At 39.8% G+C, this 22,668-nt stretch carries 20 protein-coding genes; 3 read left to right on the top strand and 17 right to left on the bottom strand.

Features of this window, described 5'->3' with window-relative positions; translation table 11 throughout:
* Positions 1-121: 121 nt before the first annotated feature.
* The 3 genes from FFM63_RS08130 to sfsA are packed head-to-tail and all read right to left on the bottom strand — an operon-like array spanning position 122 to position 3,053.
* Positions 122-1,297 carry a DEAD/DEAH box helicase gene (locus FFM63_RS08130; RefSeq protein ID WP_137609810.1) on the bottom strand — a complete coding sequence of 392 codons (1,176 nt, stop codon included), beginning with the start codon at positions 1,295-1,297 and terminating at the stop codon, positions 122-124.
* Positions 1,298-1,305: 8 nt separating this feature from the next.
* Positions 1,306-2,307 carry a Gfo/Idh/MocA family protein gene (locus FFM63_RS08135; RefSeq protein WP_137609811.1) on the bottom strand — a complete coding sequence of 334 codons (1,002 nt, stop codon included), beginning with the start codon at positions 2,305-2,307 and terminating at the stop codon, positions 1,306-1,308.
* 14 nt (positions 2,308-2,321) lie between these two features.
* The gene (sfsA, locus tag FFM63_RS08140) at positions 2,322-3,053 is read right to left on the bottom strand and encodes a DNA/RNA nuclease SfsA (RefSeq protein WP_137609812.1); all 732 of its coding nucleotides are present in this window, start codon (positions 3,051-3,053) and stop codon (positions 2,322-2,324) included.
* A gap of 187 nt (positions 3,054-3,240) precedes the next feature.
* Between sfsA and FFM63_RS08145 the strand changes: the two genes are divergently transcribed.
* The 3 genes from FFM63_RS08145 to zwf all read left to right on the top strand — a co-directional run bounded on the left by FFM63_RS08145 (position 3,241) and on the right by zwf (position 6,284).
* On the top strand, positions 3,241-3,597 hold the full coding sequence (locus FFM63_RS08145; RefSeq protein WP_137609813.1) for a DUF4828 domain-containing protein: 357 nt from the start codon (positions 3,241-3,243) through the stop codon (positions 3,595-3,597).
* A 379-nt stretch (positions 3,598-3,976) separates the two neighbouring features.
* On the top strand, positions 3,977-4,624 hold the full coding sequence (gene efaR / locus FFM63_RS08150; protein ID WP_137609814.1) for a transcriptional regulator EfaR: 648 nt from the start codon (positions 3,977-3,979) through the stop codon (positions 4,622-4,624).
* Between the two features lie 145 nt (positions 4,625-4,769).
* Positions 4,770-6,284 (top strand): glucose-6-phosphate dehydrogenase, encoded by a 1,515-nt coding sequence (gene zwf / locus FFM63_RS08155; RefSeq protein WP_137609815.1) that lies wholly within the window; start codon positions 4,770-4,772, stop codon positions 6,282-6,284.
* A gap of 87 nt (positions 6,285-6,371) precedes the next feature.
* Here the strand turns inward: zwf and ileS are convergent, their stop codons facing one another.
* From ileS to ftsL, 14 genes are all read right to left on the bottom strand, one after another.
* On the bottom strand, positions 6,372-9,158 hold the full coding sequence (gene ileS, locus FFM63_RS08160) for an isoleucine--tRNA ligase (RefSeq protein ID WP_137609816.1): 2,787 nt from the start codon (positions 9,156-9,158) through the stop codon (positions 6,372-6,374).
* A gap of 379 nt (positions 9,159-9,537) precedes the next feature.
* Positions 9,538-10,242, bottom strand: coding sequence for a DivIVA domain-containing protein (locus FFM63_RS08165; RefSeq protein ID WP_137609817.1), 705 nt, complete (start codon positions 10,240-10,242; stop codon positions 9,538-9,540).
* Positions 10,243-10,261: 19 nt separating this feature from the next.
* The gene (locus FFM63_RS08170) at positions 10,262-11,044 is read right to left on the bottom strand and encodes a YlmH family RNA-binding protein (protein WP_137609818.1); all 783 of its coding nucleotides are present in this window, start codon (positions 11,042-11,044) and stop codon (positions 10,262-10,264) included.
* A 13-nt stretch (positions 11,045-11,057) separates the two neighbouring features.
* Positions 11,058-11,333 carry a YggT family protein gene (locus tag FFM63_RS08175; protein ID WP_137609819.1) on the bottom strand — a complete coding sequence of 92 codons (276 nt, stop codon included), beginning with the start codon at positions 11,331-11,333 and terminating at the stop codon, positions 11,058-11,060.
* Positions 11,334-11,346: 13 nt separating this feature from the next.
* Positions 11,347-11,979 (bottom strand): cell division protein SepF, encoded by a 633-nt coding sequence (locus FFM63_RS08180; RefSeq protein WP_137609820.1) that lies wholly within the window; start codon positions 11,977-11,979, stop codon positions 11,347-11,349.
* A gap of 9 nt (positions 11,980-11,988) precedes the next feature.
* Positions 11,989-12,666: a YggS family pyridoxal phosphate-dependent enzyme gene (locus FFM63_RS08185; protein ID WP_137609821.1), complete on the bottom strand. Its 678-nt coding sequence runs from the start codon at positions 12,664-12,666 to the stop codon at positions 11,989-11,991.
* Positions 12,667-12,681: 15 nt separating this feature from the next.
* Positions 12,682-13,920, bottom strand: a complete 1,239-nt coding sequence (ftsZ, locus tag FFM63_RS08190; RefSeq protein ID WP_137609822.1) for a cell division protein FtsZ — start codon at positions 13,918-13,920, stop codon at positions 12,682-12,684.
* 120 nt (positions 13,921-14,040) lie between these two features.
* Entirely contained in the window at positions 14,041-15,366 is a 1,326-nt protein-coding gene (gene ftsA, locus FFM63_RS08195) for a cell division protein FtsA (protein ID WP_137609823.1), read from the bottom strand.
* A 165-nt stretch (positions 15,367-15,531) separates the two neighbouring features.
* The gene (locus tag FFM63_RS08200) at positions 15,532-16,629 is read right to left on the bottom strand and encodes a cell division protein FtsQ/DivIB (protein ID WP_137609847.1); all 1,098 of its coding nucleotides are present in this window, start codon (positions 16,627-16,629) and stop codon (positions 15,532-15,534) included.
* Between the two features lie 9 nt (positions 16,630-16,638).
* Positions 16,639-17,730 (bottom strand): undecaprenyldiphospho-muramoylpentapeptide beta-N-acetylglucosaminyltransferase, encoded by a 1,092-nt coding sequence (gene murG / locus FFM63_RS08205; protein ID WP_137609824.1) that lies wholly within the window; start codon positions 17,728-17,730, stop codon positions 16,639-16,641.
* A 9-nt stretch (positions 17,731-17,739) separates the two neighbouring features.
* Complete coding sequence (gene murD / locus FFM63_RS08210; RefSeq protein WP_137609825.1) at positions 17,740-19,104, bottom strand: UDP-N-acetylmuramoyl-L-alanine--D-glutamate ligase; 1,365 nt, start codon at positions 19,102-19,104, stop codon at positions 17,740-17,742.
* A 14-nt stretch (positions 19,105-19,118) separates the two neighbouring features.
* Complete coding sequence (gene mraY / locus FFM63_RS08215; protein WP_137609826.1) at positions 19,119-20,081, bottom strand: phospho-N-acetylmuramoyl-pentapeptide-transferase; 963 nt, start codon at positions 20,079-20,081, stop codon at positions 19,119-19,121.
* 18 nt (positions 20,082-20,099) lie between these two features.
* Positions 20,100-22,289, bottom strand: coding sequence for a penicillin-binding transpeptidase domain-containing protein (locus tag FFM63_RS08220; RefSeq protein ID WP_137609827.1), 2,190 nt, complete (start codon positions 22,287-22,289; stop codon positions 20,100-20,102).
* Entirely contained in the window at positions 22,290-22,667 is a 378-nt protein-coding gene (ftsL, locus tag FFM63_RS08225; RefSeq protein ID WP_137609828.1) for a cell division protein FtsL, read from the bottom strand.
* Between the last annotated feature and the right edge of the window lies 1 nt (position 22,668).

Here is a 22,668-nt window from a genome sequence, read left to right on the forward strand (position 1 = left end):
AGCAAGATGACCTGATCAAATTTAATCAAGTCATTCGCTAAAAACGAGAACCATTTAATCAAGTCATTCGCTAAAAACGAGAACCGATTGTTTGAATATCGGCTAAAAGAAAGGAAAAGACTTATTTACGTCTTTTCCCTTTCTTTTTTTTGCTCTTTTTCTTCGGTTCGCTTTGTTTGACCGGTTCTTCAGTCAACAATTCTCCGCCAAATAGATAGATTGGTGCAAGTGTTAACTCAAGTTTTTTCGCGATTTTTGTTAAATCGGCTTTTTCTTGTGGCGTCACAAATGTAATCACGACACCGGTATTTCCCATTCGACCAACTCGACCCGCCCGATGCAGGTAACTTTCTTCACTTAACGGCACATCAGCATTGATCACAAAAGGCAATGCTTCAATGTCCAAGCCGCGGCTTGCTAAGTCCGTCGTCATCAGTCCTAAAACTTGATGCTTTTTGAATTGTTCGATCGCAGCTTTGCGCGACATTTTCGCTTGATCTGATGCGAGACTTGCAACTGGCAAATGATGGAAAAGTAATTTTTCTTCTGTGCTACCCATATCGTTTAGCTGATTGAAGAAGACCATTCCCCAAAATGCCGGCAGATTCAATAAACGCCGCAGTTGATCAACTTTTTTACGTTCGCTGACTTCCAAATAAAAATGTTGAACCTCACCTTGACTGTCATCTTCTTTTGAAACGTCGACAATCAATAGATCCGTTTCAAACTGATTCAGCTCAGCCAAAACAACATCTGCTGTTGCGGAAAAATATAAGTGCTGCGTGTTATTATCAGTTGCCTTCAATATTTTTTGAACTAGCTGCAAGCTTTGACCTTGGACCAATTGATCCACTTCGTCAAAAACGATAGTTTTGATATTGGGTGCTTTGATTTTTTTAGCTGTGATCAATTCAAAGACACGGCCAGGCGTTCCGATCAACACTTCAGGTTTTTTCTTTAACGCTTCTTGTTGGCGTTTAACATTCGCACCGCCAATTAATGGTTGAGCTTTCATGCCAGAACCGGTTAGCCACTTGCGAGCTACTTCAACGACTTGCATCGCTAATTCTTGGGAAGAAGTTAAGATAAGCAGCTGGCTAGGTTTGCCTAGTTCCAGCTGGTTGAACAGCGGCAATAAATAAGCCAATGTCTTCCCGCTGCCGGTCGGTGCGATCCCAACTAAATTTTTTCCTTCGGTGATTGGTATAAATACTTCTGCTTGGATCAATGCAGGTTTTTGAAAGCCTGCGTCCTCCCAATTTTTTTGTAAAAAGGGAACAAATTCCTGATTATTCATGGTTTCCTCTATTTCTCGTCAGCATCGAAAACGATACCCGCGCTTTTTCTCATATCATAAATCACTTGGTTCACGTTACGGGATAATTCAACCCATTCTTCATAATCAGTACCTAACTTATGATCGGTCGGATTCAAAATCACTTTAGCAAAATTTTCTGCTTCTTCCACCATCGGATTTTCCAATTGATGAACGTTCAATTTTTTGATTTGCTGATGATTACGATCGTGAAACTCCGCTTCATCGATCGAGTTGATCGCATTCATCACTAATGTTCCATCCGTCAAATAAATCTCAGCTGGTTGGAAACTGTCGCTGATCTTGCCTGTCCGAATCGTTACATCAAACTGATCATAACGCAAGATTCCCGTCCCACTGCCATCAACACCTGTTGCGATTTTTTGCGCATAATAAATGCTTTCTTTAGGCAGACCAAACCAAGCCAGTGCTGCGTAAACTGGATACACGCCCAAATCGACCAGCGCGCCGCCTGAAAAGTGAAGCGAAAATACATTTGGTTCTTGACCGGCTAAAACTTGATCGTAACGGGAAGAATATTTCATGAAACTAAAATCGGCCCCAATGATCTGGTTCTTCAATGGCAGAAAATCTGCGACTGTTTTAAAAGCCCGTTCATGGATATTTCGAGCCGCTTCAAAAAAGAAAACTTTTTTCTGGTTGGCTAACTCAATGATCTCATCCATTTCCTTTGGTGTTGAAAATGCTGGTTTTTCAACGATGACGTTTTTCCCAGCTAAAATCCCTTGTTTTGCTTGTTCAAAATGCAGACTGTTCGGTGAAGCGATATACACCGTATTCAAATGCTCAATCTTAAAAAATGTATCAAGATCGGTCGCGTACTCCACATCGTCATATTTTTCACCAAATTTTTGAGCCGTTTCTAAGCGCCGTGAATAAACTGCTGCTAGTTGATATTTCCCCGTCTCATGTGCCGCTTGAACAAATTGATCGGTGATCCAATTTGTTCCGATGATACCTAATTGAATCATGCTTATTCCACCTTTCACTGATTTGGATCAATAAATTTTTGTTTCAAATCAAAGGGAACTGCCGCTTTGATTGAAATTGTTTCCTGATCTACTTCACAATTATACGCTAAAACTTGAACGCCGTCTGCCGCAGCCGATTTTACCGCGTCATAAAGTGCCGGCTGCATTTTACGATGGAGGGTTGCGACTTCAATGATTGGAAATTGGACAACAAACAAAACATAACAGTGATAGCCTATCCTTTGCGCCAAACGTAATTCCTCGACATGTTTCAATCCCCTCAATGTTGGTGCATCGGGAAAAGCCCCGATTCCTTGATTTTCCAACGTCATCCCTTTAACTTCAACAAATCCTTTTTCTTGTTGGTCTGTCTCAAAATAAATATCAAATTTTGAATGTTCAAAGGTATATTCACGTTTTAAATAAGTGAGGTTCCCGTTCAGTCCAGGTAAGTCGATTGTCCCATTCAAAATACCTTCAGCAGCTAATGGATTGGGTATTTGCGAATCGATATTGACCCACATCTCACCTTTTTTAACTGCGACAAGATCGTAAGCCGTTTTTCGTTTTAGTGACGGTTGATGATTGACTGCCACCAAAGAATTTGCTAATAATAATTCTTTGCTGCGTCCAGTATTTTTCACATGGGTCACGACTACTTCGTCTGTCTCTGCTAAACGGCAGTAAGCAACGAAGCGATTGGTTCTTTCAATAAAAGTAGCAAGTTGAATGGCAGAATAGTTCATTTTCTATCAGAATCCTTTTAAAAAGTTAAATAGTCCTTAAGTTGGATGGAAAGATTACAGACTTTATTATATAGTATAACAAAGTAAGCAAGAAAGCATAGTGGTTCATTTTTTGCTAATGTTGCATTAAAATTAATTGGTTCAACTTGTTGGTTTAAATCGCTGAATTTGAGAGAGGAGTTTTTTGATGAGATTGAAATGGCCTGTTTTCCTCAGTGCGACGTCGCTCGGTGTAGCCGCAGTGGGTGCAAAATTTGCCCGAAAACGTGAAGCAAAGGACTTAAATAATATTTATGTCGGTTCTTGGACATTTACTCATCCTAAAGATCATAAAGCTCATACTATTACGATCTATCCAGATCTTGCGATTGTTTTAGACGGCGCTGCCATCATCTATCAGCTGATCGAGTTGAGCGACCAAAAATTAGCGATCCAAGATCAATACGGTTATCATCTATTGATCCAAACAAAAAACGGTACCCCGGTTACGCTTTACGATGAATTAGAAGATGCTTCATTTCCGATCCTTCTGCTGAAAAATTAGTAAGCGGTGTCTATTTTGTTATTCAAAAGATTGATTCGCGCAAAAGTTGATAAAAATATCTTGCTTCATTCTATATCCAGCCTAAAACTAAAAAAATCGCTGAACTCTTTTAATTGAGACTTCAGCGATTTTTTTCAACCGGTTTTAGTATTATTTGTTTTAGCGATTTCACTTCTTTTACTCGTTTTGTATTTCTCATTCATTTTTAATACATTTTCTTTCATAAAAAAACAGCAACGCTCTCTCATGGAAAATTTTCTGATTCCCTTTGTTATTACTAAACCGATATTTTTAAAGAAAAAAGCTAATCAAATGGAAAAAAAAAGATTTATTTGGTAAACTTAATCTGATATGCTTCGTTATGAAAGGATGAACATCAATGACGCCAAATCGCGAAGATTACTTAAAATTAATATTAGAATTAGGTGGCGATAAAGAAAAAGTTAGCAATAAAAAGATTGTTGCTGGTTTGTCCATTTCCGGAGCTTCTGTCAGCGAGATGATCAATAAGCTGGTCAAAGAAGAACTCGTTGAACACTCTCCTTACCAAGGCGTTCAATTGACGCCGACCGGTTTAGAAAAAGCCAGTGCTCTCGTTCGCAAACATCGCTTATGGGAAGTTTTTTTAGTCGATCACCTCGGCTACTCATGGAATGAAGTCCATGATGAAGCAGAAGTATTAGAGCATGTAACCTCTTCCCAACTAGAACAAAAATTAGATAATTACTTAAACCATCCCGCCTTTTGTCCTCATGGCGGAATGATCCCAAAACAGGATCAAACGGTCCACGAAAAAGAACGTCAAACGCTAGTAAATTATCCTGAAGGGACGAACATTCGAATTGCTCGTGTCTTAGATGAAAAAGATTTATTAGATTACTTAATGGCGCTTGGTATAAAGATCCACGAGGACTATACGATCACAAATATCGCAGCTTATGAAGGCCCTATTACTTTAAAAAATGAGCAAAAAGAGGTTTCAATCAGCTATAAAGCTGCCTCCACGATTTTTGTCGATTCATTGTAGAGCATCCTCTACTTTTAAGGATGGTGTGAAAATAAATTCCCAACCTGAACAGAAACTTGGTTCATTGGTTTAGAAAAGTTTTTTTAGTTAGAGAGAATAAAGAATGCATTTTTGAAAATAATTATATAAATTAGGAGTGAACTATATGGAACAAGCTGCATTATTCACCATTTTTGGTGGTACTGGCGACTTAGCACAACGCAAACTTTATCCTTCGTTGTTTCGCCTATATAAAAAAGGAAACCTCGCCGATCATTTTGCTGTGATCGGTACCGCTAGACGTCCTTGGAGTGACGAACACTATCGAGAGATCGTTCGTGAGACAATCAAAGATCTCGCTCCTACTGATAAAGAAGCCCAAGAATTTTCTGAGCATTTTTACTATCTGTCACACAACGTCAATGATACTGCCCACTATGACCATTTGAAAGAATTGGCAGATCAGTTAGATGAAAAATACAAACTACAAGGCAATCGGCTATATTACTTGGCCATGGCACCGCAGTTTTTCGGTACGATCGTCAACCATTTGAAATCACAAGAGATTTTGACGACGACCGGTTATAATCGTTTAGTGATTGAAAAACCATTCGGCTTTGATTACGATTCAGCCAATGAATTGAACAATCAGATTCGAAATGTCTTTCCAGAACAAGATATTTTCCGAATCGATCACTACTTAGGTAAAGAAATGATTCAAAATATCTCGGTGATCCGGTTTGCAAATAATATTTTCGAATCCCTTTGGAACAACCGCTATATTGAAAATGTCCAAATCACATTTTCGGAAGCACTAGGTGTAGAAGACCGCGGCGGCTACTATGAACACAGCGGTGCATTAAAAGATATGGTACAAAATCATATCTTGCAAGTCGTTGCTTTATTAGCCATGGAAGTCCCTACTTCTTTTTCTAACAAATCAATCCGTGAAGAAAAAGTCAAAGTTTTACAAGCCATTCGTCGTTACGATTCTGAAGAAGTCTTGCAAAATTTTGTACGCGGCCAATATGACAAAGGAATAATCGATGGCAAAGAATATATTGCCTACCCTGATGAGCCAAATGTCGCTGAAAATTCTTTGATGGAAACATTTGTTGCTGGGAAATTTTTGATCGATAATTTCCGCTGGTCCGGTGTACCGTTTTATGTTCGGACTGGGAAACGAATGACTGAAAAAGGGACTCGGATCAATATCGTCTTTAAACAAGTTCCTATCAATGTCTTTAACTTTGAGCAAGAAGAAGCAGAAGGCGAAGAACTGCCGCAAAATATTTTAACAATCTACATCCAACCAACTGAAGGTTTCTCGTTGACTTTAAACGGTAAAAAAATCGGTCAAGGCTTCAATACAGAACCGGTGAAATTAGACTTCCGGCAAAGTGCTGAAGTAACTGAAAATAGTCCTGAAGCGTATGAAAAATTATTGCTGGATGCTTTACACGGCGACGGGACTAACTTCTCTCACTGGGATGAAGTAGCAAATTCATGGGAAATCGTCGATCGGATCCGCAATACTTGGGATCAAACGACACCTGGTTTCCCAAATTATGCGGCTGGAACAATGGGGCCGCAATGTGCCTTCGATCTTTTAGCCAAAAATGGTCATGAATGGGCTTGGCAGCCGGATCAATGGTATCGTGAACGCGGAAAATTAGAATAAATAGGATTAAGAGGATGTGATAGGAATCTTGTCACATCCTCTTTCATTAAAAAAGTCATGCCGAGAATTCTCAGCATGACTTTTTTATTATTCCAATCCTTCAGAAACAGCTTCTGGATAGTTTTCTTCAACAATTTGTGCACATGAAGCACATAGATGTGGTAATTTTTCATCTTCACCGACTGTCGTCCGAACTTGGCGGCAGCGATCACAAACTTCGCCTTCAGCTTTTTCCACTAAGATCGCTACATCATCAAATACTAAAGCATTTTCCGGTGCCGCTTCTTTTGAAACACTGAATGAATCTGGTGAGACGATCAATAACTGAGCTAGATCAGCATCTAGTGCGGTTAGTAAAGCCGCAACTTGTTCATTCGGATAGATCGTTACTTTTGCTTCTAACGATTTTCCGATCACTTTTTCCTTACGTGCTTCTTCTAAAGCTTTCAAGACTTCATCACGGAATTCCATGAAGGCTTTCCAAGTATCTAATAATTCAGCTTGGTTAGGAAATTCTTCATAGCCTGGTAATTCTGCTAATTGAACGTATTCTTCTTCTTCTTTCAAATATGTCCAAATTTCTTCAGTCGTATGCGGGATGATTGGTGTCAATAGTTTCGTCAATGCAACGGCTGATTGATAGAAAACAGTTTGCATACAACGACGTTCATAGCTGTCTTCTGCTTGGATATACACGACATCCTTCGCAAAGTCCAAATAGAATGAAGATAGGTCTACTGTTAAGAAGTTAACAACTGTTTTGTAAATTTGCGTGAAGTTGTATTTATCATAGCCGTCTTCACGAATCGTTTTGATCACTTCATTCAAACGTACTAACATGTATTTATCGACTGAACGCAATTCATCGTAAGCTACTGCATGTTTTTCTGGTTCAAAATCTGTCGTGTTCGCTAATAAAAAGCGCATCGTGTTACGGATCTTCCGATAAACTTCAGAAACTTGGTTCAAGATATCCATCGATACTCGAACGTCTGCTTCGTAATCCACACTGCTGACCCATAGACGTAAAATATCGGCACCCATTTGTTTGATTACTTTTTCAGGAGCGATCGTGTTGCCTAACGATTTACTCATCTTGCGGCCTTCGCCATCCAATGTGAACCCTTGGGAAAGAACCGCTTTATACGGAGCAACACCATTGATCGCTACACTTGTTGTGATACTTGAGTTAAACCAACCGCGATATTGGTCAGAACCTTCTAAATACATATCCGCTGGGAACGTTAGATTTTCTCTTTGACGTAAAACAGCTTCGTGAGAAGAACCTGAGTCAAACCAAACATCCATGATGTCTGTTTCTTTCGTAAATTCGCCATTTGGTGAACTTGGATGCGTGAAACCTGCTGGTAAAAGATCTTTGGCTTCTCGTTCAAACCAAATATTTGAACCATGTTCAGCAAATAATTGGGCAACGTGATCCGTTGTTTCCTTTGTAATGATTGCTGAACCGTCTTCGCCATAGAAAATCGGCAACGGTACACCCCACGCACGTTGACGAGAAATTACCCAGTCGCCGCGATCACGGATCATATTGTATAAACGAGTTTTTCCCCATGGAATAATCCAATCAACTTTTTCGATTTCGTCCAAAATATCTTGACGGAATTTATCGATTGAGGCAAACCATTGTGGCGTTGCCCGGAAAATAACTGGTTTTTTCGTCCGCCAATCATGCGGATAACTATGGGTAAAGAATGTTAATTTCAATAAAGCGCCCTTTTCTTCCAAAAGTTTTGTGACCATTGGATTGGCTTTGTCATAAAAGACGCCTTCAAATCCTGGTGCTTCATCAGTCATCACGCCGCGATCATCTACTGGTGAAATGATATCGTTGCGATATTTTTTCCATGCAAAATAGTCGTCTTCCCCATGACCAGGTGAGGTGTGTACCAAACCAGTACCAGCGTCTAATGTTACATGATCGCCTAAAATAACTAGTGATTCACGATCATAAAATGGATGTTGAGCTGTCATGTATTCAAGCTCTTTACCCGCGACTTCTTTGATTACTGTTGGCTCGTTCCATTCCAATTCTTCAGCAACAGTGGCTAATAAATCTTTTGCAACGACATACTTTTTACCAGCAACTTCTACAACGACGTAAGTATAGGCAGGATTGACTGAGATCCCTTGGTTTGCTGGCAACGTCCATGGTGTTGTTGTCCAGATGACAAATGAAGTATCTGTATCTAAAATATCTTTTCCATCTTTGACTTTGAAAGCAACAAAAATCGATGGTGATTTTACATCTTTATATTCGATTTCGGCTTCCGCTAATGACGATTCACTTGATGGTGACCAGTAGATTGGTTTAAGACCTTTATAAATATAGCCTTTTTCTGCCATCTTACCAAAAACACGAATTTCAGCCGCTTCATAATCTGGAGTCAAAGTGATATAAGGATTGTTCCATTCACCGGCGACACCTAATCGTTTGAAATCTTCTCGTTGTTTATCTACTTGTGACAACGCGTACTCTTCACACTTTTGACGGTATTCAGACATGGTCATTTCTTTACGTTTGATGCCTTTGTTTGTAAGGACTTGTTCGATCGGCAGACCGTGTGTATCCCAGCCGGGTACGTAAGGCGCACGATAGCCTGACATAGATTTTGAACGAACGATGATATCTTTACTGATTTTATTCAGCGAGTGTCCGATATGGATATTCCCATTAGCGTATGGGGGGCCGTCATGTAAAACAAAGGTTGGTTTGCCTTCATTTAATTTTTGACGTTTTTCGTAGATTTTATTTTCTTCCCAGTCTTTTTCCCATTGACCTTCGCGATTTGGCAAATTGCCGCGCATTGGGAAACCGGTTTTTCCTAATTGAAGTGTTTCTTTTGTCTTCACTATCGATCGTCTCCTTTTATTGTTTTACTATTTTTTTAATAATTTTGTTTGGAATAATGAGTCATTTAGCCAGCAAACGGGCGACTCTATTTTTAGCCACAGTTTACCGTTTGCCCTATCAATCCACTCGAAATCACATAGCTAATGAAAAAATAAGGCAAAAAAAACAAGCGCATCCGCAAAGGGACGAGCTTGTCGTGGTACCACCCAAAATTTGAAACCTAAGTTTCCTCTAGTCATCGTTAACGCAATGACGCGTCGACTGCTACTACTGTTCACAATCGAATAATCTAGAGGATCTTTCTAATTAGAGGGTCTGCCGAACTTTCACTGGCATCGGCTCGCTCAAAGAATCTAATCAGCTTTTCTGTTCTAGAATCTAATCTTCGTCTGATTTAATCAATTCAGGAATATCAATCGTCAATCCCATATCTTCTTGCGGTTCAGCATCAACAATTGGTTCATTTGAGTCTACTGCAATCTCTGCCCCATTGTCAAGTTCATTAGCTAAAACTTCTCGCAAAACTTCATGACCATTACCGACATAAGCTGACATTGGTTTTAAAATTTCTTCCCAATCTCCGCTACGTGCTTGATCTAATTGTGTTTCTAACAACAACAATAATTGTTGGTGGAAAGTCCGAGTTTTTTTCTTCAAATCATTCGTTTCAGCTGCTAATTGACGGGCTTTAGCAGTCGCGTCCGTTAAGATTTCTTTTGCCTTGTCTTCCGCTGTTGTCGTCAATAAGTTGGCTTTTTGGACAGCGTTAGAAATCAACTCATCTGCACGGTTTTGTGCGGAGCTGACAATAACTTCAGATTCTTTGCTTGCTGAAGATTTCACTTTATCAGCAGTATCTTGAGCCACTACGATTGATTGGTTCAAAGCCTCTTTCAATTCATTGAAGTATTCTAACTTCTCTTCTGAATGTTTTAAGGCTTTTTCTAATTCACGATTTTTTGCGATACTATCTTCATAGTCGCGAACGATCATATCTAAAAAATCATCGACTTCATCTTGATTATAACCACGCATTTTGGTGGAGAAATTTTTATTTTGAATATCTAATGGAGTTAATGCCATTTCTGTTCACCTCATAAATTTATTTTCGTAAAACGCCTAAACGCAAACGGATTTTTTCTTTCTTTGTTTTTCCTTCTAATCCTTGGATCTGGATTCGTCCATACCCGCGAACTGAAACGACATCTAATAAATCAAGCAAGTAATCTGGCCGTTCATTCACAGACCAGTTTATTTTTACCTTACCGGCTTCAACCAATTGTTTCGAACGTTGACGTGAGATATTATACACAGTGGAAATAATCGAATCTAACCGCAACGAACTTGCTGTAGCGGTCTCTTCTGTCCAACTATCTTTTGGAACGATAATATCCGTATACAGACGTTCTTCCAAGTGAACTGTCACACGACCGATTTTAGTTACTTGACTTTCAATATAACTAGCGGATTCTTTAGCTAAAAAGATTTGCCAGCGATTGCCGTCAGAAATAATATCGCCAAAATAATCGCGCTTGATTCCTGCACTCATCATTGTCCCTAAAATTTTCCCATGTGAAAGCTCTGTAAATTTTTGCGGATAATTGATCTCGATCATCACCAGTTCAAAATCATCGATTTGCGGTTCGTAATAATCAGGATAAATCATACAACGACATCGTTCTGCTTGTTCATAGCCGCCATAGAAAGAAAATTTCAAATCGCTATTTTCGCGAGTCAAAGTTTCTAGGATGTAAGCTTGCCGCGGATCTAAAAAATTCGTCAAATAAGGAGCGTACTGGCTTTCAACTTGTTCTAACCAATCGCCAACACTGTCAACAAATGGATGCTCTTCTGGTCTAAAGTGTTGATAGACATTTGCATTCATACTGCCCACCTCCTTAATAAATAAGATTAATCAGAATTTTTTGTAAAACCTCCATCACAATATTTAATGCTAAGATTGCGACCATGATCGAAAAATCAATGCCGGCAAATTGTAAAGGCAAACGTCGAAACAAATTAAGAAACGGTTCGCAGATTCGACCTAAAAGCTGTCCAAATCTGGATTGGTAGGCTCCAGGGAACCATGACATCAACGCATAAACGACTAAAAGAATCGTATAGAGATAAACTAGTCGGTTCAAAACATTGAAAAGTGTAATAAGTAAATTCAAATAAGGGTCTCCTTTACATTTCTAATCCATAAATATCATCATCGACCATTGAGCTCAATGCCGAATTAGTAATTTCAACATTCGTTGGTGTACATAAAAACATTTCATTTCCAACGCGTTTGATATCGCCATCAATCATGAAAACGACCCCGGTTAGAAAATCTACTACACGGCGGGCTTTCATTTCATCAAGCGATTGGAAATTAATCAAGACGACTTCACCTTGACTGACACGTTTTGCAATCGTCATCGCTTCATTATATGCTCTCGGTTCAACTACTGAAATACGGTCTTTGCGTTTTTCTTCCATTCTCGGTGCAAGCCGTTGTGTTCGACTGCTAGTGTTTGGCATAGAAACGACTTTTTCATTTTTCTTCGGTGCCGGCGCACTCTTAGCTTTTTTCATCACTGCTTCTGCGCGGCGTTTCGGCTGAGGTTCAGCAACTGGCTGAACAGTTTCTTTGATTCTTTCTTTTGGACGTTCTTGTTTTTGATAGGTAGAACGTTCCTTTATTATACGTTCCTTTTTAGGTGCGCTTTTTTTTGGGCGGCTAACCTGCTTCTTTGGGGCAGGTGCTGGTTCATACATCATATCATCATCTGCTAAACCAAAAAAATCAGTGATCTTTGCTAGACTAATTCCCATTAACTTTACCTAACCTTTCCTAAATAGTGCCGTTCCAATACGAACAAACGTAGCACCTTCTTCAATTGCCGCTTTGAAGTCTTGGCTCATGCCCATACTCAATTCTGTACAGGGGGCGTATTGCAAGTTTTGTTCTTTCACACTTTCTTGAAGTTGTTTCAAGGTAGCGAAGATCTTTCGAACACTTTGCTGACTCGCTTCATAAGGAGCCATCGTCATCAAACCAATCACTTTGATCTTATCTAAGTCTTTTAGTTCTTGGATAAAAGACTGAAGCTCTTCCGGTTTGATTCCTTGTTTTGATTCCTCGCCTGAAACATTCACTTCAATAAAACAATTTATTGGATGTTCTGCACGTTTTTGAATTTCTTGTGCTAAACGCAAACTGTCTAATGCGTGAAAGTAATCAATTTCATTTATAATCAATTTTACCTTGCGGCGCTGTAAATTGCCAATCAGATGCCATTTAATTTGCTGATGGTGCGAAAGAGCCTGCTTTTTTTCTAGTAATTTGTCTACTCGATTTTCTGCTAGATCTGTTACACCTAATTCAACGAGTTCATTTGCTGTCATAGAGTCGACACTCTTGGTCACTGCAACCATAGTAATATCCTGTGGGTTACGTGAAACAAGAGCACACGACTCCTGAATCTCTTGCTCGATTCTATGCAAGTTTTCAGCGATCATGTGCTCTCCCCCTTTTTATTTTCTACGGCGAAAGAATGGTGGTGTATCTAGTTCTTCGTCTTTATCAGATTTTACTTCTTCGCGATTGAACGTTTCAAATTCTTTCTTCTCGATATTCTCAAATTGTGTTTCTTCAACTTTTGGACGGATATTTTCTTCTTTACGAATATCCCATTCGCCAAAAGCAGATTGACCTTCATTGTTTCTTGCAGGCTCAATATCTAAATTTTGTTTTTGCGGAACTGATTGGATTTGGCTAGCACGTTGTGTGTTACGAGTAGCCTTACGCTCCTTTTTTGTTGGATCGATTCCTGTCGCAATTACTGTAACGCGAATTTCATCGCCCAATTCTTCGCTGATTGATGTTCCTAAGATAATGTTTACATCGCCAGTCGCTGCATTGGCAACAATGTCAGATGCGTCTTGCGCTTCAAACAAGGTCATATCCAATCCGCCAGTGATGTTCAACAGCACTTGTTCAGCACCATCGATCGATGTTTCTAACAATGGAGAAGAAATTGCTTTTTTCGTCGCTTCTACAACACGATCTTCGCCGCTGGCAACACCGATACCCATCAAGGCAGTTCCTTGATTAGCCATCACAGTCTTCACATCAGCAAAGTCTAAGTTTACGTAACCTGGTGCAGTGATCAAATCAGAGATCCCTTGAACTCCTTGGCGTAAAACATTGTCTGCTTCACGGAATGCTTCAAGCATTGGCGTTTTCTTGTCAACAACTTCAAGTAAACGGTTATTTGAGATGATCAATAATGTATCAACGTTTTCTTTCAGCAATGAGATACCTTCTGCCGCGAAACGTCCGCGTTTTGGTCCTTCAAAACTAAATGGTCGTGTAACTACACCAACAGTCAACGCACCAAGATCTTTTGCGATTTTCGCAACAATCGGTGCAGCGCCTGTTCCTGTTCCGCCGCCCATACCGGCAGTGATGAAGACCATGTCTGCGCCTTCTAATGCATCGCGGATTGCTTGTTCACTTTCTTCTGCTGATTTTTGACCAACTTCAGGTTGTGATCCGGCTCCTAAGCCGCGGGTGTATTTAGGTCCTAATTGGATGACTGTTTCTGCTTTTGAATTTCTAAGAGCTTGTACATCAGTGTTTGATGCGATGAATTCAACGCCTTTAACGTTTTCTTCGATCATACGGTTGATGGCGTTGCCGCCGCCACCGCCAACACCGATAACTTTAATAACCGCACCTTCGTTAATATTGTTATCTATTGAGAATTCCATGTTTTTTATTCCTCCTACTTCATATCTAATGTAATTACTTTCTCAGGGGAAAAAGCAAATCTTCATTTTTAGCCGTAAATTATGCTACCAAACTATGCAAAGAAGAATTTCAACTATCGATTAGTCAAAAATATTTGAGAAGAAGTCTTTGATCTTCCCGCTTACTTTTTCTTCATTTTTTGGTTTTGTTTCTTCTTCGTAATCATTTGATGCTTCGTAATCGTCATACACTGGTGCGGTTGAAACAGCACTTGTCTGCGGTGAAGTAGATAAGGATACTTTTTCACCTGTTACAGCTGATTTTGCTAAATGATAAACATCGCTCAATTCTGCTGAATAATTAACAATACTGATGACATTTGTAAAGACTGGATTTCTCAAGCCCATTTGATTTGGCACGTGCAGCTTCACTGTCGTTCCAAAAACATCTTCAGCTAAATCAACAACTCCAGGCAAGCTTGCTGCGCCGCCGGTTAAAACAACACCGCCTGGCAACTCAAGCGCTTCAATCTCATCTAAAGATTCCTTAGCTTTGCGGAAAATTTGTTCTAAGCGAGCTTCAATGATCTCAGCTAAATAGCGTTCATCAACTTTGACTGGTTCTGTTTTGCCGATAACATCGACTGGAAAATCTTCATCAGCGGATGTCCGACTTGGATAAGCATCTCCATAGTTGATTTTCAACGCTTCTGCATTATTGAATGATGTGTTCAAAACGATGGAGATATCCTTTGTAACGAACTCTCCGCCTTCTTGATCGACATGCGTAAATTTCAATTGTTTGTCATGCATGACAGCAGTCGTAGTTTGACCGCCGCCCATATCAATCACAATCGTACCAAAATCTTTCTCACCGTCAGATAAAATAGATTCGGTCAAAGCTAGTGAAGTAATCACTGTTTCTGCAACGGACAATCCTGCTTTTTCTACACATTTTGTAATATTATGAATGATCGTCTTAGGACCTGTAAAGACCAGCCCAAACATTTCAAGACGAACACCGATCATTCCTCGCGGATCTTTGATGCCTTCAAAACCGTCAACAGTAAATTCTTGAGGCAATAACGCAACGATTTGTCTTTCAGGAGGAACTGAACGAACCATTGCTGCTGAAGCGACATTACGAACGTCGTCGTCCATAATCTCCTTCGACTCATTGTTAACAGCGATCATACCCTGACATGTCTCAACTTCTAATAAGTTGGCAGGTAGTCCTACGCTGACACTTTTGATCTGAATCCCAGCTTTTTCCTCGGCCTGTTTTACTGCTCGTTGAATCGCCTGTACAGTTTTATCGATGTCTACGATAATCCCACGGTTGATTCCTTCTGATTTTGCGTTTCCAACACCAATGATATTCATTTGGCTATCGATGTACTCGGCAACAACAACTTTTATCGATGTTGTCCCGATATCAAGGCCTACATACATTCCTGCTTTTGCCATGAATGGGATTCCCTCCTATTTTTAAATAAATGCTTTGTTCAGTTTCCATATTTTCACTTACTGTTAAGCATGAAATATAATTTTTTGCAAGTAATTCACTGCCTTCAATTTTACCACATTTTGCCTAGAATGAAAAAGAAGATTCAATACTTTCTTGTAATAAATTTAATCATTTCCAACAGATGTTTCTGATTGTTCTGTCGAGGCTTGCACTGAACTTTCAACGGTTGAATCCTCAACATACGGATAGCTGTAGATTCCCGCTTCCATATCAACGACACCTTTGATCTGTTTATCATCCATTTCTTTTGCGATTTGCGGATAATATTTCATTTTCTTGCCAAAATCATCGATACTTACTAGAACTTTATTTCCATCATTCATGAAAATTTCCAATAGTTCTTTATTTTCATCCGTCGGGGCATATTTGATCTGAGAGATCCCTTGTTTGACTTCTTCGGACAATTTCCCGTAACCTCTCAGCACTTTTAGAATTCGTTTGGAGCCAGTAAAACTTTCTAAAATCGGGAGATCGCCTTCACTTTTTTCAACTTCAACTGGAATGATCGTACCATTTGAAATAATCGGAGAATACTTTCCGTTGCTTTCAAGATAAGCAATTTCAGGATATTCTTTGATTTCGATCCTAAAATGATTGAGTCCATCGATATGGACCTCCGCATTTTCAATTTGCAGCTCTTGTTTTTTCAACGCTTTCACATGATCTTTGCGTTTAAAATACTGTCCCCAAAGATTATCACCGACAGTAAAATTAAGTTCTTTTTCGATTGCCTCTGTCGAAATTCGTTCATTTCCCTCTATACTCACTTCGCCCAGCTTAGCTAATGGTGAAATGTAGTACAACAATAAAAGTGCTGGGATAGAGAATAATCCAATCAAAATCGAGGCTCTGCGCAATAAACGCCGATTCCGTTCATGTTTGATATTAGGCAATCTTTCTAAAAACGACCCGTTTTTGGGACCTTTTGAAACTTCCTCAACTTCTGCCGTGTCCTCTTCTGGAAGATCAGAAACATTTTCATCTGGTTCTTCAACATTTTCATCGGCAGGCTCACTAGTGTTTGATGTTTCAGCCGGCTGCTCAGAATTTTTTGGCGGCAGTTCTGTTTCGTTATTTTCAAGCGCTTTTTGTTTCAAGTACTCTAAATTAGCTAATTGCCAAGGGGTTAAATTCTCCTGTTTCGGTTGTTCTTTTTGTTCTTTATTTTCTTCCGGAAACTCTTCACGACTAATGATCCTCACCTCCAAAAATTATTTGACGATCTCATTGACCAATGACCATAAACGTTCGGCTGCATCCGGGATGCCTTCTTGCCGCGAAGCTTTGGCCATTGTCTCTCTTTTTTCAGCATTGTTCATGATTCCATCAACGGATTCAACTAAGTTTTCACCGGTCAAGTCAGCATCTGTAATCATTTGGACAGCACCGGCATTGACTAGACTTTGAGCATTCTTCGTCTGATGATCATTCGTCACATAAGGACTCGGGATCAAAATAGCTGGTAGTCCCAGCGCCGTGAACTCCGCAATAGACGTTGCCCCAGCTCGTCCAATCAATAAATCGACATTTGCCATAACATCCTTCATATTGTTGATATACGGTTGCAGTGAAAGATTGCGGCTGATTTTTTCTACATCGAATTTTTCTGATAGTTCAGTATAATACCGGTCACCTGAAGCATAGAGTACTTGGTAATCTTTTTGTGAAAATTTAGGCAGCGCTTGGATAACCGCTTGATTTATTTTAAGGGCACCTTGACTGCCGCCGAAGATCAAGACGGTTGGAATAGCTGTTGATAAACCATATTGTCCTAAAACTTCTGATTTTCCGCTAGTCACAACTTCTTGTGCCCGCGGATTTCCGACTAAGACTGTTTTATTCTCCGGAAAGTATTGCGCAGCATCTGGAAAACAGATTCCGACTTTGTCCGCAAAACGACTCAAAAACTTATTGGTAATTCCCGGAACACTATTTTGTTCATGGACGATCGTCGGAATTTTCATACGAGCTGCTGCATAAACAACAGATCCCGATACATAGCCGCCGGTACCAATCACGACATCTGGTTTAAATTCGCACAAGATTTCTTTTGAACGTTTGATGCTTTCAAGAAACAGTTGAACAGTTTTGATATTATCGAGTGAAAGTTTCCGTTTGAATCCTTGGATCTTGATTGTTTTAAAAGCGATGCCTGTCTCAGGCACGATCTTATTTTCTAATCCGCGATGGGTTCCTACATATAAAAATTCAGAATCAGGTTGGATTTTTTGTACATAGCGGATAAACGCTAAGGCTGGATAAATATGTCCGCCCGTGCCGCCGCCGGTAACAAGTATTCTCATTTTATTTCCCTACTTTTCTAATTGCTTCACGGCCTGCATAAACTTGTCGCCCCGAATCTCAAAATTCGGATATTGATCCCAGCTGGCATTTGCTGGAGACAACAAAATACTATCGCCGGCTTCGCTTTGTTCATAGGCTAAAGGAACGGCTGTCTCAACATTTTCTGTCATAATTATCGTTGAAATTCCAGCTTTTTCAGCTGTTTCAGCTAATTTGTCCTTTGTCTCGCCAAATAGAATCATTGCTTTGATTCCTTCAAAAGATGGGATCAATTCATCAAAACCATTGCCGCGATCCAAACCGCCAGCTAATAAAATCAGCTGGTTATTAGCGAAACCGCTTAATGCCATTTCCGTTGCCAGACTATTGGTTGCTTTTGAATCATTATAAAATTTACGGCCATTGATTGTATCGACATATTGAGTACGATGAGGAACACCGTGGAAATTACTTAATGCTGTTCGGATCCCTTCGTTAGAGACACCTTTTAATTTTGCCACCGCGATTGCTGCCAATGCGTTTTCAATATTGTGCGCACCAGGTACGCCTAGTTCAGCAGCAGCCATAATTTTTTCTTCTTTATAATACAGCTCGCCATCCATCAAATAAGCGCCATTTTCCAGTTTTGTCTTGGTTGAAAAAGGAATGACTTGAGCCTTGGTTTGTTTGCTCATTTCCTGCAGTTCTTCAGAATTCCAATTTAAAACTAGATAATCATCGGCAGTCATGTTTTTTTGGATTGCCCACTTAGCCGCTACATAATTTTCACGGTTTTTATGATAATCCAAATGCGCTTCATAAATATTTGTAATCACAGCAATCTGAGGTTTGAATTCTTCGATTCCCATCAATTGGAAACTTGATAATTCCATAACGATATCATCTTCTGCTGTCGCATTAGCCGCTACTTCACTGCCGGGAAAACCAATATTACCTGCCAAGTGCGCTTTGCCTTTTTCACGTTCTTGGTTCAATAATAAGCCGATCATTGTCGTCGTCGTCGTTTTGCCGTTTGTCCCAGTAATTCCTATGATTGGACATTCTGCGACTTGATACGCCAACTCTACTTCAGTCAAGATCGGGATATGCAATTTTTCCGCTTTTGCTACTAACGGATTTTCATAAGGGATCCCAGGATTTTTTACCATCAAAGCAAAGTCTTCATCTAATAATTCAATAGGATGATGTCCTGTGATTACTCGAATTCCTTGTTCCAATAAACCTTGAGCCTCTGGATTTTCCTCAAAAGGTTTTCCATCATTGACCGTAACAAGTGCGCCCAAGTCATTCAACAACTTGGCCGCACTAAATCCGCTCTTCGCTAATCCTAATACTAATACTTTTTCATTTTCATATTGTCTAATTTGTTTCATTTCCTAGTCATCTCCTACAGTACGATCAATAAAACAATAATTGACGCTACAAGTCCAATTATCCAAAACACCGTATCTACTTTCCATTCTGACCAACCAGACATCTCAAAATGATGATGTAACGGTGACATTTTGAAAACACGCTTACCAGTCATTTTAAAGGAAGTAACTTGAATAATCACGCTTGCTGTTTCAAAAATATAAACCAAGCCGACTAATAACAACGTCCACTCTTGATGTAAGAGGATCGATACGGCAGCTAGCAGTCCACCTAAAGCAAGTGAACCGACATCTCCCATAAAGATCTTCGCTGGTTTTTTATTGTAAGGAAAGAAACCGACCAAGCCGCCCATGACAGCTAGACAGACAATCAAAACTTCATACTGTTGTTGATTCCATGCGATGATCCCGTATGTTGCAAACGAAATCGTTCCTAAACCTGAGACTAATCCATCGATGCCATCGGTTAAATTTACTGCGTTAGAAAAGCCGACCAACCAAAAAACGACAAACAAGCCGTAAATGATGTTCAGCGGCAAATCAATACCGAAGAAGTTCAATGTATTTGAATTGCCTTCTATCCGATAAACAGCATAAAAAACAATCGCCACAACAACTTGTGCAATAAATTTCTGACTTGAAGTCAATCCTTCATTTTGTTTTTTGGTCAATTTAATGAAATCGTCTAAAAAGCCGATGATTCCATATAACAATAAGACAAACACTAAGATCACTAGCGATGTCGTCATTTTTTGTGTCCAAAGGCTGAACCAAATTGCTGTAATCACCGCAGCAGCTAAAAAGCCTAAACCGCCCATTGTCGGTGTCCCTGCTTTAGAGTTATGCCACTTAGGTCCTTCTTCGCGGATTTCTTGTCCTTGCTTCTTCATTCTAAAATAGCCGATTATAAAAGGCATGCCTGCAACAGTAATTGCGAAACTACTGGCAAAGGCGATAAATAGTTGTGCCGGTTGCATGTTTTTTTCTCTCCAGTCCTAACCTAACGTAATTTTCAATTTCTTTTTCGATATTTCTGCATAAGGAGCGATACTTTGTTTTGTACAGTACCCGTCGCCTTTAAAAGTAACTTCTATATCTAACAGATTCGTTAATTTTAAGATATCTGATTTTGACCAGCCGCGAACATCCGGCATCTCTTTTTTACCATCGGTCAATAAGATCAAATGTTCATTTGCCATGACCTTTTCACCCGGTTTTTCAGATTGCTTAATCACTTTATCCCCATCACCAACTACTACCGCTGTCAATCCGCGTTTATTCGCATCAGCCGCCGCTTTCGAAGTTGAAAGGTTGCGATAATCTTCTACAGTAACTTTTGTATCACTTTGCTCATCTGAAGAATCTGACTGATCACTTTGGAATTCCATCGCCCGACTTAGTAGCGGATTCGCAATTTCACCCAAAACACCTTCCTTGCTTTCTTGCGGTTGTTTCATCGTCAAATACAAAATATATTCAGGATCCTCAGAAGGGATCATCAAAGCGATTGAGTAGATATAATTTGTCGTTCCAGTCAAATAAGTGCCGCCGCTTGCAATCTGAGCAGTCCCGGTTTTAGCAGAAATGTTATACCCCGGTACTTTATATTGATCATAAGCGGAACCGTAGTTTTCACTTTCAACCGTATCTCGCATATACTCGCGAACCTTTTGCGCCGTTTCAGCCGTGATTGGCTCTCCTACTACTTCTGGTTCTGCAATGATTTCTTTGCCCGTATTAGGATCTGAGACTTTTTCGATATAATGGGGCTGCAACATTTTTCCATCATTTGCTACTGCGGTAAAGCCGCGCATCATTTGGAAATTCGTTACCCCGATTGCTTGCCCGTAAGCGCTCATGGCTTGGTCGACGATATTGCTTGTCGGTAATGTGCCTTTTGATTCGCCAGGCAAACCAGAATACGTACTCTGACCAAAGCCGAAACTTTGTACATATTCCGGCCAGCGATCGCCTAGTTTTTCTTCCAGTTTGACCATTCCGACATTACTAGACCAAGAAAGAGCTTGACGCATTGTCAAAATTCCTTTTTTACCTAAATCCCAGTCATTGATGGTCGCATCGGCTACTTGGATCTTACCAGACACATAGCTTTCATCCTCATTAAAAACTCCTTCATTAACTGCAGCAGAAGTTGTGAAAACTTTCATTGTTGAACCTGGCTCATAACTGTCTTCTACTAAAAAGTTTCGCCATGCATCAGATTCTCCTAAACCTTCTTTTGTTTCTGGATTAAATGTCGGCCGCTGAGACATTGCTAAAATGTCACCAGTTTTTGCTTGCATCAACATCGCAGTCATTTCTGACGGTTTAACTTCCGAATTGACTTTGTCCAATAGTGTTTCTAAATAACTTTGCAGCCCGGAATCTAACGTAGTATAGATATCTTCTCCGTCTACTGCTTTTTTCTCTTCAGCAATACTGCCGGGAATCGGTCGCTGATTTTCATCTTTTTGGTAGACGACCTTGCCGTCCTTGCCTTTTAATACATCATCGTAGGCCGCTTCAACACCCATCATCCCTACCAAATCCTCTTGTTTATCAGGTTGTGCGTAACCGATAAAATGAGAGGCAAAATTACCATTTGGGTACATGCGATCAATATGTTCTGTAAAATACAGCCCTTTGACCTTCGCTTTTTCCATGGCATCTTCAATATTTTGCTTAGTCTCTTCGGAAATATTCTTGCCTTTGTTACCAAACTCCACTTGATAATATTTGCTGGTGCCGTCGCTATTGATCCCACTTTTTAACGTTTTTGATGCTGATTTTTTTTTGATCCCTAAATACTTATGTAAGATAGAAGCCAATTCATCAAAATTTTTCTCTTGGGCGTAAAGCTTGTCTTTTCCTGAGACATAACTTTCTGACAAAATCGCATAGACCGAGTAAGAAGTCGCATCTTCCGCGATCACTTCTCCATTTCGATCATAGATTGTCCCACGTTTAGCTTTGACTACTTCACCACCGTGATACAATTCTTCTGTTTTTGCCTCTAGTGAGGTCCCCGCTACGTGCCCACCCGCCACGACATAAATCATGCGAATGGCAAATAAAAAGAACAATCCAATACTCGTAGCAAACAAAATAACGCCTACTTTTTTGCGATTGTTCATCGGAGTCAAATTCTTTTTTCGGATTTTTCTTCTTAGCCTTTTAAAGCTCATCTACTTCACTTTCCTTAAATTCTCGTCATTGATTGTAAGTCCAGCTTTTTCAGCCACTTCTTTCAGCCGATCTGAACGAGACAATTCGCTTTTTTCTTGTTGCAGCTGCGTTGCCGTTTTTTCTTTAGTATCAATGTCGGTTTGAATACTTGTAATTTCGTTTTGAGTTTTACTAATTTCATTGCGATAATTGACCATCACGATCGATAATCCGATTAGCATTGCTAAGAAAGCCAACACCGCGAATTTTTCAACTCGCGTGATTTTCTTTAAACGATCTCCTGGAGAAACGAAAACTTTGAAAGAATCTGGCGTTTGGTGAATTTCTTCTTGCTGAGAATCAAATGGAAATGATTGATTATTTTTTAATTCTGCCATA

It is taken from the genome of Enterococcus pingfangensis (assembly GCF_005405205.1).
Classification (GTDB): domain Bacteria; phylum Bacillota; class Bacilli; order Lactobacillales; family Enterococcaceae; genus Enterococcus_A; species Enterococcus_A pingfangensis.

Bases quoted from the DNA above. Each gene is read 5' to 3' on its own strand.
- FFM63_RS08130 (WP_137609810.1), bottom strand. From the start codon at position 1,297: ATGAATAATCAGGAATTTGTTCCCTTTTTACAAAAAAATTGGGAGGAC.
- FFM63_RS08145 (WP_137609813.1), top strand. From the start codon at position 3,241: ATGAGATTGAAATGGCCTGTTTTCCTCAGTGCGACGTCGCTCGGTGTA.
- ftsL (WP_137609828.1), bottom strand. From the start codon at position 22,667: ATGGCAGAATTAAAAAATAATCAATCATTTCCATTTGATTCTCAGCAA.
- FFM63_RS08135 (WP_137609811.1), bottom strand. From the start codon at position 2,307: ATGATTCAATTAGGTATCATCGGAACAAATTGGATCACCGATCAATTT.
- zwf (WP_137609815.1), top strand. From the start codon at position 4,770: ATGGAACAAGCTGCATTATTCACCATTTTTGGTGGTACTGGCGACTTA.
- mraY (WP_137609826.1), bottom strand. From the start codon at position 20,081: ATGCAACCGGCACAACTATTTATCGCCTTTGCCAGTAGTTTCGCAATT.
- FFM63_RS08220 (WP_137609827.1), bottom strand. From the start codon at position 22,289: ATGAGCTTTAAAAGGCTAAGAAGAAAAATCCGAAAAAAGAATTTGACT.
- ftsZ (WP_137609822.1), bottom strand. From the start codon at position 13,920: ATGGAATTCTCAATAGATAACAATATTAACGAAGGTGCGGTTATTAAA.
- efaR (WP_137609814.1), top strand. From the start codon at position 3,977: ATGACGCCAAATCGCGAAGATTACTTAAAATTAATATTAGAATTAGGT.
- sfsA (WP_137609812.1), bottom strand. From the start codon at position 3,053: ATGAACTATTCTGCCATTCAACTTGCTACTTTTATTGAAAGAACCAAT.
- FFM63_RS08185 (WP_137609821.1), bottom strand. From the start codon at position 12,666: ATGATCGCTGAAAACTTGCATAGAATCGAGCAAGAGATTCAGGAGTCG.
- FFM63_RS08165 (WP_137609817.1), bottom strand. From the start codon at position 10,242: ATGGCATTAACTCCATTAGATATTCAAAATAAAAATTTCTCCACCAAA.
- ftsA (WP_137609823.1), bottom strand. From the start codon at position 15,366: ATGGCAAAAGCAGGAATGTATGTAGGCCTTGATATCGGGACAACATCG.
- FFM63_RS08180 (WP_137609820.1), bottom strand. From the start codon at position 11,979: ATGGGAATTAGTCTAGCAAAGATCACTGATTTTTTTGGTTTAGCAGAT.
- murG (WP_137609824.1), bottom strand. From the start codon at position 17,730: ATGAGAATACTTGTTACCGGCGGCGGCACGGGCGGACATATTTATCCA.
- FFM63_RS08170 (WP_137609818.1), bottom strand. From the start codon at position 11,044: ATGAATGCAAATGTCTATCAACACTTTAGACCAGAAGAGCATCCATTT.
- murD (WP_137609825.1), bottom strand. From the start codon at position 19,104: ATGAAACAAATTAGACAATATGAAAATGAAAAAGTATTAGTATTAGGA.